Annotated in this window: 12 protein-coding genes; 10 read left to right on the forward strand and 2 right to left on the reverse strand. The window is 46.6% G+C overall.

All coding sequences use genetic code 11. From position 1 onward, the window contains the following. Nucleotides 1-74 precede the first annotated feature (74 nt). Both O9H85_RS22995 and rpoN read left to right on the forward strand, forming a co-directional pair. On the forward strand, nt 75-1340 hold the full coding sequence (locus O9H85_RS22995) for a M20/M25/M40 family metallo-hydrolase (protein ID WP_269883763.1): 1266 nt from the start codon (nt 75-77) through the stop codon (nt 1338-1340). An 81-nt stretch (nt 1341-1421) separates the two neighbouring features. Continuing rightward, nucleotides 1422-2750: an RNA polymerase factor sigma-54 gene (gene rpoN / locus O9H85_RS23000; RefSeq protein ID WP_269883764.1), complete on the forward strand. Its 1329-nt coding sequence runs from the start codon at nt 1422-1424 to the stop codon at nt 2748-2750. 489 nt (nt 2751-3239) lie between these two features. Here rpoN and O9H85_RS23005 read toward each other — a convergent pair whose 3' ends face one another. Then, on the reverse strand, nt 3240-4541 hold the full coding sequence (locus O9H85_RS23005; protein WP_269883765.1) for a YncE family protein: 1302 nt from the start codon (nt 4539-4541) through the stop codon (nt 3240-3242). Between the two features lie 338 nt (nt 4542-4879). Beyond that, nucleotides 4880-6667 (reverse strand): S9 family peptidase, encoded by a 1788-nt coding sequence (locus O9H85_RS23010; RefSeq protein WP_269883859.1) that lies wholly within the window; start codon nt 6665-6667, stop codon nt 4880-4882. 316 nt (nt 6668-6983) lie between these two features. Between O9H85_RS23010 and O9H85_RS23015 the strand changes: the two genes are divergently transcribed. The 8 genes from O9H85_RS23015 (at nt 6984) to O9H85_RS23050 (ending at nt 16404) form a co-directional block, all read left to right on the forward strand. Next, nucleotides 6984-8021 (forward strand): asparaginase, encoded by a 1038-nt coding sequence (locus tag O9H85_RS23015; protein WP_269883766.1) that lies wholly within the window; start codon nt 6984-6986, stop codon nt 8019-8021. 54 nt (nt 8022-8075) lie between these two features. Continuing rightward, entirely contained in the window at nt 8076-9776 is a 1701-nt protein-coding gene (locus tag O9H85_RS23020) for a peptide-binding protein (RefSeq protein WP_269883767.1), read from the forward strand. Beyond that, entirely contained in the window at nt 9757-10629 is an 873-nt protein-coding gene (locus tag O9H85_RS23025; protein ID WP_269883768.1) for a succinylglutamate desuccinylase/aspartoacylase family protein, read from the forward strand. Before O9H85_RS23020 ends, O9H85_RS23025 begins: the two co-directional genes overlap by 20 nt. Before the next feature lie 74 nt (nt 10630-10703). Next, nucleotides 10704-11870, forward strand: coding sequence for a beta-aspartyl-peptidase (gene iadA, locus O9H85_RS23030; protein ID WP_269883769.1), 1167 nt, complete (start codon nt 10704-10706; stop codon nt 11868-11870). 109 nt (nt 11871-11979) lie between these two features. Further along, the gene (locus O9H85_RS23035) at nt 11980-14052 is read left to right on the forward strand and encodes a sigma-54 interaction domain-containing protein (protein ID WP_269883770.1); all 2073 of its coding nucleotides are present in this window, start codon (nt 11980-11982) and stop codon (nt 14050-14052) included. Between the two features lie 235 nt (nt 14053-14287). Beyond that, entirely contained in the window at nt 14288-14572 is a 285-nt protein-coding gene (locus O9H85_RS23040; RefSeq protein ID WP_333474245.1) for a VOC family protein, read from the forward strand. A 163-nt stretch (nt 14573-14735) separates the two neighbouring features. Next, nucleotides 14736-15155 carry a GNAT family N-acetyltransferase gene (locus O9H85_RS23045; RefSeq protein WP_269883771.1) on the forward strand — a complete coding sequence of 140 codons (420 nt, stop codon included), beginning with the start codon at nt 14736-14738 and terminating at the stop codon, nt 15153-15155. Nucleotides 15156-15408: 253 nt separating this feature from the next. Beyond that, nucleotides 15409-16404, forward strand: coding sequence for a mandelate racemase/muconate lactonizing enzyme family protein (locus tag O9H85_RS23050; RefSeq protein WP_269883772.1), 996 nt, complete (start codon nt 15409-15411; stop codon nt 16402-16404). Nucleotides 16405-16568: the final 164 nt, after the last annotated feature.

The raw sequence follows: 16568 nt of genomic DNA on the forward strand, positions 1-16568 counted from the left end.
ATTTGCATGGGTTTTGGGGAAAATTCCAACGGGTTACATCATTTTAAGGAGGGTATTCGATTGAGTATTGAAAAATGAATCAGCCCAATGAAACGGCTCATGTTATCTCGGGCGATGTGAAGAAAGTGTTTGAGCATCTTCTGGCGGATCCATATGTAAACTCAGGGCTGGAGTTTATTCAATCAGACAATGATCAAACCTTGGCAGATCAAATTGAAATTACTGAAATCCCGGCTCCTCCCTTTAAGGAAGAGGTTCGTGCGGAATACTTTAAAAAACGTTTGGAAGCACTTGGCTTATTGGATGCCCGAATGGACCGCGAAGGGAATGTATACGGAATTCGGCCGGGGACGGGGGAAGGTCCCAAGCTTTTTATTTCCGCCCATCTGGATACTGTTTTTCCAGAAGGTACGGATACGTCGGTGAGAAAGGAAGGCGGAAGATACATCGGACCCGGAATTACGGATGACGGCAGAGGCTTAGCCGCCCTCCTGTCGCTTGTCAGAGCGTTCCATTTCGCGAATATACAAACCAAAGGAGACATCTTGTTCGGTGCTGTTGTAGGAGAGGAAGGCTTGGGAGATTTACGGGGAATTAAGGCGATATTTAGAGAGCGGCATGATATCGACGGATTTATATCCATCGAACCGGGCAAGCCGTCCCGTACGATTTATTTGGCGACGGGGTCGCGAAGGTACAGATTTACTTATAAAGGGCCGGGGGGCCATAGCTACGGAGCCTTCGGCATTCCCAGCGCTATTCATGCTCTGGGCAGAGCGATTGCTAAAATATCCGATTTATGCCCCCCGGAGATTCCAAAAACAACCTTTACCGTCGGTACGATCAATGGAGGCACTTCCGTCAATACGATAGCGGCAGAGGCCATTATGCTAATCGATTTGCGATCCACTTCGCCGGAAGAGCTGCTGAAGATCGAGGAGCAGGTGTTCGCCATTGTAAAAGACGCGGCAGTGGAAGAGAATACGCGCTGGAAAAGCGATGCGATTCAAGTGGATATTGCCATTGTAGGAGACCGCCCGGCGGGTTCCCAGCCTTCCGAGGCAATCATTGTTCAAGCCGCATTGGCATCGACGGAGGCGCTAGGCTTCGAACCGCTTTTGAGCCAACCTAGCAGCACAGATGCCAATGTACCCATCAGTTTAGGAATCCCTGCAGTTACTTTAGGCGGTGGCGGTTCGAACGGAGGTGCGCATACGCTGGATGAATGGTTTGATCCGACTGACGCGCATTACGGAGTGCAGAGAATATTTTTGACGATGCTCGGACTCGTAGGGGTGGACAACGCTACGGAGCCTCTTTTACAAAGGAATGGAAGATAGTCAGATGGCAATTTTTTTGTTAAGATGGTGTTAAGCTTCGAAAATGTCATAATTAAAACATGATGCAAAGTGGGTGGACATATGCAATTGCAAAATACCCTGGCTCAGGGTCAATACATGAAATTGAATATTACACCACAACTCATCCAATCAATGAACATTTTGCAAATGTCTATGGCGGATTTAGCCCATTATATCCAGGAGCATGCGCTGGAAAATCCTTTCTTGGACGTTGTAGTAAATCATGAGACATTTTATACTCGAAGAAAAAAGTGCGGTTTAAAGGCTAATTCGGCAAAATCATTACCGTACGACATGGTTGAACTCGCCGGCGGTGAAGCCGAGACGCTGGAAGCTGCGCTTCTTAGCCAATTGAGGACCAGCAAATTGAATGAAAAAACGTATAAAATCGCCAAATATTTAGTCGGAAATTTAAATGACGATGGTTTCCTGCTAGTGCCGTTAGAGGAGGTAAGCGAATATTTCCGCGAGCCGATGGCTGAAATAATGAATGCGCTTACCAGCTTGCAATCGCTCGACCCGGCCGGGGTTGGTGCGAGATCGCTGCAGGAATGCCTATGTATCCAAATCTTAAGAGATCCTAACTCCGATCCATGGGCGTATCGGATCATTACCGACTATTTTAATGAATTGGCGTGCGGCAAGCTGCAGCATATTGCGAATGGACTGAACATTGCCAAAGAACAAGTTGTCCAATCGCTAGAATACATTCGAACCCTCAAGCCTCGTCCGGGACTTATGTACAACAACCACCGTCCTAATTATATCGTTCCCGATGCCGTCATACAAAAAGAGCATGATCGCTACGTTGTTCTCGTCAATGAAATGTGTATGCCCAAAGTTTCTGTAAACCGTTATTATTACCGGCATTTGGTCAAAGGGAGCGAAAATAAAGAGGCGAAATCCTATATTCATCATAACTTGCGCGAAGCTCACTGGTTGATCGATAGTTTAGAGCAAAGAAAAGCGACTCTCCTCAGAGTGATCGAAGCGATTCTGCAAGAACAGCTTCTTTTCCTCGAAAAGGGCATTTCATACTTAAAGCCAATGATTTTGAAAACGATCGCCATGAAATTGAATGTCGACGAATCCACGGTCAGTCGGGCGATTCGGAACAAGTTTATCTTGACGCCACGCGGCATGTTCGAACTGAAATTTTTCTTTACCAACGGACTGCTGACATATAACGGAGAAGCCGCATCCGCCAAAAGCATAAAAGCCCAAATTCGCAGCTTAATTGACAGCGAAAAAAAAGCGAAGCCGCTATCCGATCAGCAGATTACAGACATGTTGGCTCAAAAAGGTTTGCAAATATCGCGCAGAACCGTCATGAAATATAGAGAAGAGATGCATATATTATCTTCCCGGTTGCGGGTGCTGTCTCAATAAAAAAACGGGTCTTCGGATTTTGTGGTGGACTAGCAAGAATTTTTATTTATGAATATGGATAAATACTCATTATGATGCATGTTTATTTGGTTTTTTAAATTGTTCTTCTTAAACTAATGTTCTCTGTTAGTCTAATGAGCAGTCTTCCCTGCCTAGGATTATGCGTCCATGTTGGAGTCCAATTATGCGCATATTGTGTCCTGACGCCGCGACATAAACATATGCGCATTGAAATTAAAAATCCCCAATCTTCGGGGATCCTAAAGTACCTAGTTTGTGTCGTCGGACAAATAGAAAAAATAAGATAATCCGCGACATTTTCTACATCGTCGGCGTTTTCCAACCTGGAATATGCAGCCACATAAACCGCATTTCGCGTAACGTCCTATCAGACAACTTAATGCCTCCGTATTACCCCGAACCGTTTGCCGTACCAGAACGTGCCGTTCTTAAAATCGATTCTAATTAAATTAAACCTGCGCTTCCAGCTTAAAATAACAGAATCGGCGTAATCGCGATGACCCCAGGACTCATCCCAACAGGTAAGGTTGCAACAACAGTATTATTTTCCGTGTTAATCACCGAAACCGTGGAATTACCATTATTTGTAACATAGGCACGTGAGCCGTCGGGGGTGATCGCGATTCCAATAGGATTACTTCCTGCTGGTAAGGTCACCGTAGCCATGATCGTATTCGTTCCCGTATTAATCACCGAAACCGTAGAATTACCCGTATTTGCAACATAGGCGCGTGAACCGTCGGGGGTGATCGCGATTTCAGAAGGATTACTTCCTGCTGGTAAGGTCACCGTAGCCATGATCGTATTCGTTCCCGTATTAATCACCGAAATCGTAGAATTATTAAAATTTACAACATAGGCGCGTGAACCGTCGGGAGTAATCGCGATTCCAACAGGACCACTTCCGGCGGGTAAGGGCACCGTTGCCACGACCGTATTCGTTCCCGTGTTAATCACCGAAACCGTAGAATTACCCTGATTTGCAACATAGGCGAGTGAGCCGTCGGGGGTGATCGCGATTCCAACAGGAAGACTTCCGGCAGGTAAGGTCACCGTAGCCACGACCGTATTCGTTCCCGTATTAATCACCGAAACCGTAGAATTACTAACATTTGTAACATAGGCGCGTGAGCCGTCGGGGGTGATCGCGATTAAATTAGGACCACTTCCGGCAGGTAAGATCACCGTTGCCGCGACCGTATTCGTTCCCGTGTTAATCACCGAAACCGTATTATTATTAAAATTTGTAACATAGGCGCGTGAACCGTCGGGGGTGATCGCGATTCCAACAGAACCACTTCCGGCAGGCAAGGTCACCGTAGCCACGACTGTATTCGTTCCCGTGTTAATCACCGAAACCGTAGAATTACCTTGAATTGCGTAGGCAAATAGAAGCTCCTCTATTCGGGAAAGTTCCCCTTCCAGCACATGCTCATGGATGATTTGCCCAGTAGATCCTCTTTCCAAAACCGTTGCGGCAATATCGTTAGCCCCAAGCCCACTGGTAATCACGCGTACACCGAACACGTCCAGGTTTGCAAAGATGTTGTCGACGGTAAAACCAGAACCAGGTGTACCGAACGGATTTAGTGATACCAGATTGACAGCATAAAGGGTTTGACTATTAAATCCATTACTCGTTGGATCAACATGATAAACCTCAATACCTGCAATCGCAGGCGTTCGTCCAGTATTTAAAAGGCGAATAGCGAGCTGTGTTGTTCGTGGGTTATCTCGATTGTCTAATGGACCCGTATCCAAAATTGCCATAAATCGTCCCCTCCCTGTAAGTCATATTCATACCCAATATATGACTTTAGAGGACGCTTCGAATGGGTTACTTCACCACCTTACAACACCCAATTTGTACGTTGTATATTTAACGAAAAATGTACTCCGCTAATCCTAACATCCACCACGCTCTACTGCCCGTTAACGACATAACTAATGTTGTCGTATAACGTATGTTTATGCAAAATTGACGAGTGGCTGTAAGTCTGATTCCACCATAAGATCCGAATACCCAAAAAAACAAACACTCCTTGCTTACATCAACGTAATCAAGGAGTGTTTGTTTTTCATCTGAATGGAGGACATCTTAGTTCCCATCAAAGATTCAAATGCTGTTGGAAAAAAGAAAAGACTTTTTCGTTCATCCGGATATGGTTCTCAAGCTTCTCCGTCTTATGTCCTTCATCTTCAAAAACAATCAGTTCAACGTCCTGTCCTCTAGCAGTCATGTCCCGAAACATTTGCTCCGCTTCGCTGACCGGCACTCTCGTATCATTCTTACCGTGGAAAATGAGCAGCGGTGTTTTGATTTGATGGGACAGGTTTAAAGGAGCAATCTCTTCAAAGAAGTCGGTGTCATCCGCCAACGTGCCATATTCCACCTCTCTTAATTTCCTTCGCCATGGCCCGGTATTCTCCAGAAATGTCTGAAAATGCGAAATGCCGACGATGTCAACACCTGCCGCCCATAAATCCGGGTAGTGCGTTAAGGAGGCCAGCACCATAAATCCGCCGTAGCTTCTTCCGATGATTCCGATTTTTGCGCTGTCAATGGAATCGATTCGGGCAATATCTTGGACCAGCCAAGCCAGGTCAGCGACGGAATCCATTCGTTTTCTGCCGTTATCCAAATTCATATATTCATTACCGTATCCTTTGCTCCCCCGAACGTTCGGAATGAAGACGGCAAACCCTTGACTAGACAAATATTGAATGACCGCATTAAATTCGTACTTCGCTTGCGATTCCGGTCCGCCGTGCACGTACACAACTGCGGGTGACTTCTTTCCTTCCTGCTTGTAATAAAAATAAGGGACCTCCAGCCCGTCGAACGATGCGAAGGTACGCAATTCCGGCTCACGCCATGGAGGACTTGTTCCTTCGGTTTGACTGAAGTAAGTAAGTCTTTCCAAAGAGCTGGTATCTAGATGATAGCCGAATATTTCTCCCGGAAGCAAGGGGCTCTTCAGCCCGAAAATCAACATCGTATCGTTGAACAACGCAATCGAATCGATGACCCCTCGAGGGATATTCGTCGCCGCCTCGGATGCCCCGGTCAACACATTGTAAACATGCAGGGTAGAAATACCGCCTTCGTTAACCGTATAAGCAATCCGGGTTTCGTCCGGTGACAATTCGGCTTCCTCAATATCCCAATCAGGAGAGTGTATTAGTTTATTCAGTTCCCCTTCCGGCGTAAATCGATATAATGCCATCGTATTCTCCGAAGCGTCGGACAGCAGATAACCCAAGCCTCCATTGTTCTCCATTAGCAAGCTTTCGTAGCGGCCTAACGTCTCAAACCCGATCCTTGTCATGCCGCCTGTGCTCAAATCGAGTACGTACAAGGATTGCAAATTGTTTCCTTCGAGGCATCTCACCACCAGGCTCCGGCCATCCGGCAACCACCGATCGGGGGTGCATCGGCCATCGAAACGGTAAACGACCTCCGTCTGCTTGGTCTCTACATCTTGCACAAATACATCGAAATATGCAGGGTTTCTGCGATTGCTGGACCAGGCAATTTTCGTCCCGGAAGGGGACCAGCCACCTAAGTGATGGAAGTGATCTGGCGATACCATCAATGGTTCAACCGATCGCGTTGCATGATCGACAAGATAAAGCTGCTGTTTTTCATTTCCTTTCGAATCCATACCGACGATCGTTTTTTCTCCGGTCGGGGAATGGCTAACATGCAAGACGGAGTCGGGCATAACGACGAACTGCTCACAGCGGGATTCTGCTGCATTCCAGCACCATAGCTGGGGAAGCCCGGATTTTTTCGATATAAATGTGACCTGGTTCTTGTTTGGTACAATCTTCGGGCTATAGGCCGACCCCACGTTCAGATAAGCTTGAAATGAGTGAATGTCTTCCGTTTTCATTGTCAAATGTTTCCCGCTCCTTCTCTCGAAAATGTTGTTACATACTGACATGCAATTTTCATACCAACCATGATGCAATAGATATCCTTAAAAAACTTCAGCTGCAAGAGCTATAAGGTGACCCTATTCATCATTATTTATCACTTAAATGTAACCCATTGTTTCATTGCAGGTCGGCATCCCATATCCTTTTTGAACCAACTGTCTTTGCTTTTCAGCACAAAAAAATTTTCTCAAAATAAAAAGATTGGCAAGGATATTGCTAAATACTGAAGTGTACCGGTTTAACATGATTTGCCGAAGGAGTGAAGGATAGATGGCTGTTGCTGTCAATGTTTACCGTGGTGACGCGGTTGAAAGCTCTCACCAAGGCCATATTGCTGTTGTAGATGTAAAGGGGCGTCTGCTGTACGCGTATGGGGATCCTTATAGACTTACGTTCGCCAGGTCAGCGATGAAGCCGTTTCAAGCGATTCCGGTCGTAGAGACAGGAACGGCGGACCGGTTTCACTTCGAGCCGGCGGATTTATCTTTATGCTGTGCCTCCCACAGCGGAGAGGAACGCCATCGATCCCGGGCGTTATCCATCCTGAACCGGGCGGGACTAGGGGAAGAAACGCTTGTATGCGGAACACATGTGCCAAGAGATAGTGACAGCTACAAGCAATTGATTCGAGAAGGCCGCGAGTTAACTCCGATTTATAGCAATTGCTCCGGGAAGCATGCGGGCATGGTGGCGACAGCGTCACACATGGGCGAGCAAGTAGAAACATATCATCTGCTCGACCATCCGGTGCAGCAGCGGATTATGGATGCGGTAGCCGATATGACCTGCTACCCACAAGAGAATATTTATACCGGAGTGGACGGCTGCGGAGTTCCCGTTCATCGCATCCCGCTGGCCAACATGGCATGGGGGTATGCTCGTCTGGCGTCCCCCGGCTGCATGGATAACCCCCTCCGGCAGCAGGCGGTCCGTCGTATTGCTGAAGCTATGGTCGCATTTCCGGAAATGGTGGGGGGAAACGAGCGATACTGCACGGACCTGATGCGCGCTTTTAAAGGCCGAATTATTGGCAAGTCAGGGGCGGAAGGGGTGTATTGTATCGGTGATCGCGATCTGGGGTGGGGCATTGCTCTGAAAATAGAAGACGGGGGCGCACGCGCCGCCTATGCAGTAATGAGCGAGGTATTGCGGCAATTAGGGATTGGAAACGGCGGTCCGTTGGATGATCTGAAGCCGTATGCAAATCCGGTCATTAGAACGATGAGAGGAGAAATGGCCGGCCGTATACAAGCGGAGTTTGTTCTTGACAAGATAGAATCAACACAGCTTAGTCGAAGCACGCATTAGATTCCGTACATTTTATATAAAATTCAGGACCTATGAGGGAGGAGAACAGGCATAATGTCAAATAAACCGTATCGGAATTGGGCAGCCGTCGTCGTTTCAATCGTAATGGGGGCCACCGTAATGTTGGCCGGCTGCACAGGAGGAGGAAGCAGCTCATCTCCCAAAGCCCCGTCGGTTCCAACCGCTAACACAGCCGCATCCAAAAAGGAAAAGGTTGACGGCGGCGAAGTCATTACCTCTTATACCAGCGAGCATCAGGGCTGGATCAAGCTCTATACTACCTCGTTAGTATCCAGCGAGATTCAGGAGCTTGTGTTCAACGGCCTGTACCGCTTAACCGACCTTCAAGATATTGTACCGGATTTGGCGGAAGGCATGCCGAAATCCTCCACTGATTTCAAGGAACTGACGGTCAAGCTGCGCAAAGACATCAAGTTTTCCGACGGACATCCGCTGACGGCCGACGACGTCGTATTCAGCTATAACATCCCGATTAACAAGGACTATGTCGGTTCGCGTAAAAGCACCTTCGAGAAACTGCAAAAAGTCGACAAAATCGATGAAACAACAGTGAAATTTACGTTCTCCGAGCCCTACATCGGATATTACGGGATGCTGACCCACCAGATTATGCCGCAGCATGTGCTGAAAGACGTACCGGTCAAGGAGCTGGAAAAGTCGCCGTTTTTCAAGCAGCAGCCGATCGGTTCCGGCCCGTATAAGCTGACGGAGTGGAAGCAGGGACAATATTTATCGTTCACGCGCAACGAAACATATTTCAAAGGCAAGCCATCGGTCGAGAAAGTCACCATTAAGGTGATCCCGAATTCGAACGTAGCGATGGCGCAGCTGCAAACCGGCGAAATCAACGTTGGCAGCATAACCGGTGAAAATTTATCTACAATCAAGGAGTACGCGAAGAAATCGGGCAAAATCAAGCTGAATGAAGGCATCGCCACCACCTCGTACACATCGATCACCTGGAACAACATTCACCCGCTATTTAAAGACAAATTAGTCCGACAGGCACTCACGACGGCGATCGACCGCCAAGGGATTATCGACAACGTCATCGAAGGACAGGGGATCATCATTCACAGCCAGACGCCTCCGCCATTCTGGAGTTATTCCGATAAATTGCCGAAGTTTAATTACAACGAAGCGAAGGCGAAGCAAATGCTGGCCGAAGCGGGTTGGAAACCAGGCAGCGACGGGATTTTGACCAAGGATGGCAAATCTTTCGCCTTCGAGCTGCTCGTCAGTCAAGGAAATATAACCCGCGAGAAAATCGCCACGGTTGTTCAACAGCAGTTGAAAAAAGTCGGTATTGCCGTGACACCGCGACTTGTAGAGAGCTCCGCCTTCTCGCAAACCGTCCGTGACAAAAAATACGAAGCGATTGTATATGGCTGGAACCGAAACGGTGACCCGAACCCGAAAGGCACATGGCATTCCACGTCGAATTGTGTGGGCTGCAATAATCATCATTCCTACAGTAATCCGGAAGTGGATAAGCTGATTGAGGAAGATTTGAGAGCACTCGACATCAATAAACGGAAAGAGCTGCTGGCCAAGATCGATGCGCTGATTGCAGAGGATCAAGGGTATACGTTCCTGTACGCGTCGACTGATACGATGGCTTACCCGGCGAATTTGGAAGGATACAATCCGAAATGGTCCAATCTGAAAGAAATTGAAGGCTGGTACTTTACAAAATATTGGGAGGAATTTGCATATGAGAGAGGTTCATTTTGAACAAACAAGTGTCACCAGTTTTTCTGTTTACGAATTCGGCACGGGTGATGGACCTGCTGTCGCGATTACAGCCGGTGTCCACGGAGACGAGCAAACAGCTATTCATACGGCTTTTCTTTTGCGTAAAGCATTGGGCGAGCAGACCGTCTTGGGACGGATCAAGCTTATTCCTATTTGCAACCCGGCCGCTTACCGGAACCGGTCCCGCCGTTCTCCCTTTGACGGTCTCGACATGAACCGGAGCTTCCCGGGAAGCGCACAAGGCAGCCCGACGATGCAATTGGCCAATGCGCTGTGGCAGGAAACACGTGACGCTCAGTATATCGTTGACCTTCACTGCTGCGGTGTGGAAGGCTCGACTTATACGCTTGCCCAGTATGAGGAGTACCCGGATCTGCGAGAACTGGCAGAGGCGATTGGAATACCCGTCGTTATCCAATCCGGCGGCACTTCCGGACAATTATTTACCGAATCCTGCAAGGTGGGGCAGAAGGCGCTGATCATCGAGCTGCCGGGAGGGCAGCCAGGCGGAATGATTGATGTGGAGGCTGCGGAACAATGCTGCGAAGCTTTAATCGGATATTTGCGTTACCTGGGTGTGCTGCAAGGGAAAACGCAGCCCCAGGAGGTAACCTTTTACGGTAAAATCGTTACCATGGCCGCACCGCATCCAGGCTTGTTCCTGCCTGAAGCCACACCTGGAATGAGGTGCAAAGCAGGCGAATACCTTGGAAGCTTTGAAGGGACTCCGGTAACGGCTCCTTTCGACGGAGTGATTTCTACGATTAGTAAGGTCCGTTATTGCTTTGCCGGTGAGCGTATGGCGGCGGTTGCGCCGCACAAGACAGAATGACAAGTACACCCCAGGCTACCGGCTGATGAAAGAGGCAGTTTATTGACTGAATATACTGGGAGGATAAGTCATTTATGAAAGCGACCTTAATCAAGAATGGTACCGTTTATGCACCTGAGTATTTGGGTGAGCAAGATGTACTCATGATCGGAAGCAGCATTGCGAAAATTGAAAAAGAAATACCTATTTCCGGCAGCGTACTGGATGTGGAAGTGATTAATGCCAAAGGAAAATGGGTCGTACCCGGTCTTATCGATCAGCATGTCCACATCATTGGAGGAGGGGGGGAGACCGGATTTGCCAGCCGTACCCCGGAGCTCGTCTTATCTGCTGTTATCCGGGCAGGGGTAACCACTATCGTAGGTTTGCTGGGTACGGACGGTGCCACAAGGCATATCGAATCGTTGTACGCGAAAGCGAAAGGGCTGGAGGAAGAAGGGATAACCACCTTTATTCATACTGGATCTTATTCGGTGCCGAGTGTTACCCTTACAGGCGGCATTACGAGAGACATTATGTTTATTGATAAAGTGATCGGAGTCAAGGTGGCCATATCGGATCATCGCGATTCCAACTGTACGAGAGAGGAGCTTGCCCGGATGGCTTCCGAAGCCCGAGTAGCAGGCATGCTCAGCGGCAAGCCCGGCATGGTTCACGTTCATCTGGGACGGGGCAAGGATATGCTGGATATGATTATGAACATTGTCGAAAATACAGATATTCCGATCGATCAATTCGTTCCTACGCATGTAACAAGAACGAGAGAATTGTTCGAGCAGGCGAAGCAATTTGCGAAAATGGGCGGACGCATCGACATCACCTCATTTTCCGAATTAACGCCGGGCAGTAAATTTAAGCCAAGCCAAGCATTGGCGGAATGTATTCAGGATGGGGTTCCGATACAAAATGTGACGGTAAGCTCGGATGGTAACGGAAGCATTCCTAAATATAATAACGAAGGCAAAATTATCGGGATGAGTGTAGGCGTATTGGACGCATCGCACCTGGTACTAATAAATTTGGTTAAAAATGAAGGTGTAGCGGTCGAACAGGCGATCCAATTTTTCACTTCCAACGTAGCGCGCGTGCTTGACATTTACCCTAAAAAAGGTTGCCTGCAGGCGGACAGCGATGCCGATATTTTGATCATGGACACGGATATGAAGATTGAGACCGTGTTTGCCAAAGGCAATAAAATGATGGAGCATGGCAAGGTCATCGTTAAAGGGGCTTTTGAATAGGGAAAAAATAATCGGGTCTTAAGTGGGAAGTGGACATGAGGATGCCACACCATTCATAATAGGAATATATCCGATCCGGGTGAGTTCCATAAAGAAGGTGGGCAGGCATATGCACAAAAACACGATAACGTTTATTTCCAAACTAAACGATACTCTCCAATCTTTTGTGAATCAGTGTTACGAGCTTGGCGTTCCGGAGGATTTTCATATTGAAGGGCGCACCGTCAGCCAACTTTCTTACCACCCGATCCCAGAGCATTCCTTAATCGTGTTGTCCAGTTCAAACATATTACCTGCAGTTCAGCCCTATCTGCCCCAAGAAGCTGATGTGATCATTGCCAATAGAACGATTAATTTCATGCATATCCGCAAGATGCTTGAACTGCCCAGAGGCATGAAGGTGCTGCTCGTCACCGACGGAAAAAAGAGGGCGATTGAGACCATTGCGCTTTTGAAGGACTCAGGCGTTGATTTGCAATTTTATCCGTATGATCCGGAAGGAACATACCCCGAGGATATTGAGGTCGCCATAACATCTGGTGAAGCCATGCATGTACCGCCTCATATTGATAGAGTTATCGATATCGGAGCACGGGTCATCGATTTATCTACTTGGATAGAGATGTATGCCCACTTCGATTATGAAAGCAAAGATCTTCGAAAGCTGACAGCCCGCTACGTCCAATCCATAGTTTACATAACGAATGATTTGAGCAATGAAATTCAAAAAGCCAACGTTCTCTCCAAGCAATTGGAGGCGATCGTCGACCGGATTGAAGACGCTGTCATTGCGATAGATGAGAAAGATTATTTGCGCAATATGAATCATAAGGCTTTGGAAATATTGCATTTGCAGGGCAGAAAAATAATGGATCAGAGAGCGGAAAGCTGCCTGCCGTTACAGTTCTATCAAATCATTTGCAAGATGCCTTTTGATAATGAAGAAGTCATGAATTGGGAAAATCAAACCTTCTTTTTCCGTAAAACGAATATTCGAATCGAAGGAAACCACTTTGGGTATTTGGTTCTATTTCGGAGAGCTTCCGAGATTAACAAGCTCGAGCACGATTATCGGAGAAAGCTGCTGACCAAGGGGCTTGTTGCCAAATACACCTTCGATCATCTTACAGGGACAAGCAGCAGCTTTAAAAAGATATTAGCGATCGCTAAAAAAATAGCCAAAAGCAATTCCACTATTTTATTGCTTGGCGAGTCGGGGACAGGGAAGGAGCTGCTTGCTCAAGCCATTCATAACGAATCGGCCAGGCGCTGGGAACCGTTTGTAGGCGCTAATTTTGCGGCTATATCGGAAACGCTGTTGGAAAGCGAATTGTTCGGCTATGAAGAGGGCGCTTTTACCGGCGCAAGAAAAGGGGGGCACGTCGGTTTATTTGAGCGGGCGCATAATGGAACTGTATTTCTCGATGAAATCGGCGATGCCTCGGGTATCATTCAAAATAGGCTGTTAAGGGTGCTGCAGGAAAGAGAAATCATGAAAGTAGGCGGCAATCGGGTCATTCCGATTGATATACGCGTCATAGCAGCCACTAATCGAAATTTGGAGCAAATGGTACGGGACGGGGAGTTTCGTACGGATCTATTTTACAGGCTGAACGTATTGCCCTTATTTATTCCTCCTCTCCGTGATCGAAAGGAAGACATCGTCTTACTTATTTCGCGATTTATTAAAAAAATATGCCATGAACTTAAGCGGCCGCTCTTCACGATTTCTCGGGAAGCACAGCAGCAAATGCTGGATTATCACTGGCCAGGAAATATCAGGGAGCTGGAGAACGCAATTGAATATTTGGCTCATATCGCCGAAGATGTAGTTTATCCGGAGCATCTTTTTTTTAAAGGGAAGGTCTATGAATACAAAGAGGCGGAGCATACGAAGCGCCACGAGCTGGAAATCATTTATCAATCGTATGGCAGTAAAGGCTTTATAGATGAGATCAAGCTCATTCTGACGATTCTGAAAGAGGCTAATGACGCTGTCGGAAGGAATTTTATCGTTCGCCAAATGCAAGCCCTTGGTTACCATATTACCGAACAGCAGCTCCGATACCGTCTGAAAATACTAAAGCAGGATCATCTGCTGAATGTTGGCCGAGGAAGGCAAGGCAGCGCTTTAACGAAAAAAGGGATGGATTTCCTGCAATTGATATTAAAATTGCAATGAGGATAATTGATTATAATAAAATATTCTCAGGCCAACTTTGGATATTTTGATACTATTATAGTGATATACAAAGATAGTATTTCATTTTAACGATTTGGAGGGATGGAAGCATTCGTGAACGGGAAAAAATCAATCCAACCGCCCATGAACTGATGGAATTCCATGTTGAACATGTGCAAATATTGTAAAATTAGCTTGATCGTTCTAAAACTCAAATTGGAAGGATGTTTAATCAATGGGACATTTGAGGCCTTTTCTTTTATCGGAGGATGCGAGATCTCAAGCTGAGTTCTATACGCAATCACTCGGTGGTGAGATAGTGTCTGTAATGACGCATGAACAAGCAACGGGTGCACAGCATGAGCTTAAGGACAAAGTCATACATTTATGTCTGGTTGTTGCCGGAGGAAATTCGATTTTCATGGCTGATTCATTTGAACCATTTACTCAAGGATCTGGTGTATCATTAAATATGCGTACAAAACAGAATCTGAAGCTAGGGAAGCATTTGCAAAGCTAGCATCAGGTGGTATTGTGAAAAATCCTTTTGAACTGCAGCCTTTTGGCTTGTATTATGGAGACCTTACTGATAAATATGGTGTAGCATGGATGATCACTGCCGAACCGAAAGCGGACAATCCTGATTAAAACACCTAGTTGAAAACGAAAGTGAGAGTGAACATTTGAATATTAGAGTAGCAAATGAATTCGATTACCCTGATCTGCGAATGATATACCTAGAATCACGCCGTAATAATTTTCACTGGGCGAATATAGAAAAAATGTCTCTTGATGATTTTGATAACCATACTGTAGATGAGTATATACTTTTAGCGGAGGAAAATACTCGCATTCTTGGATTTGCTTCTTTATACTTACCGGATAACTTTATTCATAATTTATTTGTTCATCCCGATTTCTTTGGTAAGGGTGTTGGTGGACAACTGCTTGCTGCCTCTATAGAGAAAATGAATAAACCAATAAGATTGAAGTGCGTATCTGAGAATCACAAAGCGTTGAAATTTTATGAGAGTAAGGGTTGGAAGAAAGTTGTTGAAGAAGATAAAGGGGGAGGAAAATATTGGGTTATGGAGTTTGAATAAATAGTAGTGGTGCAGAGCAAGCGGTTGGCGGAGCGAAATAGGGTTGGGTGAAAGAGTAAAAGCTTGAGAAATCAGGCTTTTATTTTTTTGTAGAAGCATTTTGCGCCGCAGCGAAATGAATAGTACCAACGCTTAGAGAATTGTATTCAACACCTAAAAATATGTGGGAATATACCCAAAATATGTGTATCGATCCCCATGCTCGATTGCTATAATCAACTTTAACTGAGAGACAATTCCGGGAGGAACACACATGGTAAGCACATATAACGACTTGTCCTATTTACATTTGGATAGCGCGCTTACCCAAGCAAAAAGCAACGTCACCGTTGCAGATTTGGAAAAAGCGGCGAATTCCGCCGTTTTAAATGTGGAAGGTATTACTTCACCGGTGATCATACAGTCCATTGAGCTGTTGTTCAACAACGGATTATATTTCTTGCGGACACGATCGAAGGATGGCTCAGAAGGAGTTGCTGTGGCAAGCGAACGTGCAGCTTATCTACATCCTCTGCTCAAGCAGCTGATCATCCCTTACTTTATAGATAAGGATGCCAGAGATTTGGAAAAGCTTTTGGATGGTGTTTATGTGTACCAAAGCAACTATAAACTGTCCGGCCTTGCTCTGTGGTGCTGCATATCATGGGTGGAGGCAAGCATGCTTGATAACGAGATTCCTATTTACGTGGCAAGCGGCATTAGGGGCACAACGCCTGAAGAGGAGATTGAAGTGCTGCAGCAGAAGATCGCTGAGACGGGTGCCAGGGCTGTTAAATTCAAAGTAGGCGGACGGATGAGCAAAAATGCCGATTCCATCGAAGGGCGCTCCGAAACGCTCATCTATTTGGCGCGCAAAACGTTCGGTGATGAGTTCACCATACATGCTGACGGAAATGGTTCTTATGATCCTCCTGAAGCTATCAAATACGGCAAAATGTTGGAGGAAATCGGCGCCTTCTTCTATGAAGAGCCTTGTCCATTCGAGCATCTTGAAGATACCAGGGAGGTTGCGGATGCGCTTCAAATTCCGCTGGCCTTCGGAGAACAAGAAACCAGTATAAGACGGTTCCGATGGATTATAGATCATGATACCGCTCAAGTGGTACAGCCTGATTTGCAGTACAACGGAGGGTTTATAAGGAATACCCGTGTTGCCAGAATGGCTGCGCTAAAAGGCATACCTGTCACACCGCACATTTCCGGCGGATTTGGATTTATCTATATTTGGTATGGATTATTCGGTGATTGACAAGGTTCTTCGTAAAGCATACCTCTTTTAGCCAGGGACAAGTATTCGCTCCCAAAGAGCGGATGAAGCATGTATGATAATGTAACCTCACGAGACTGACCGAACAAAAGAGTTCTACCGTTGCCACCCGAAGCTATAGCTCAATAATCAACCAGGACGAAGCT

The sequence above is a fragment of the Paenibacillus gyeongsangnamensis genome, from assembly GCF_027533625.1.
Classification (GTDB): Bacteria; Bacillota; Bacilli; order Paenibacillales; family NBRC-103111; genus Paenibacillus_G; species Paenibacillus_G gyeongsangnamensis.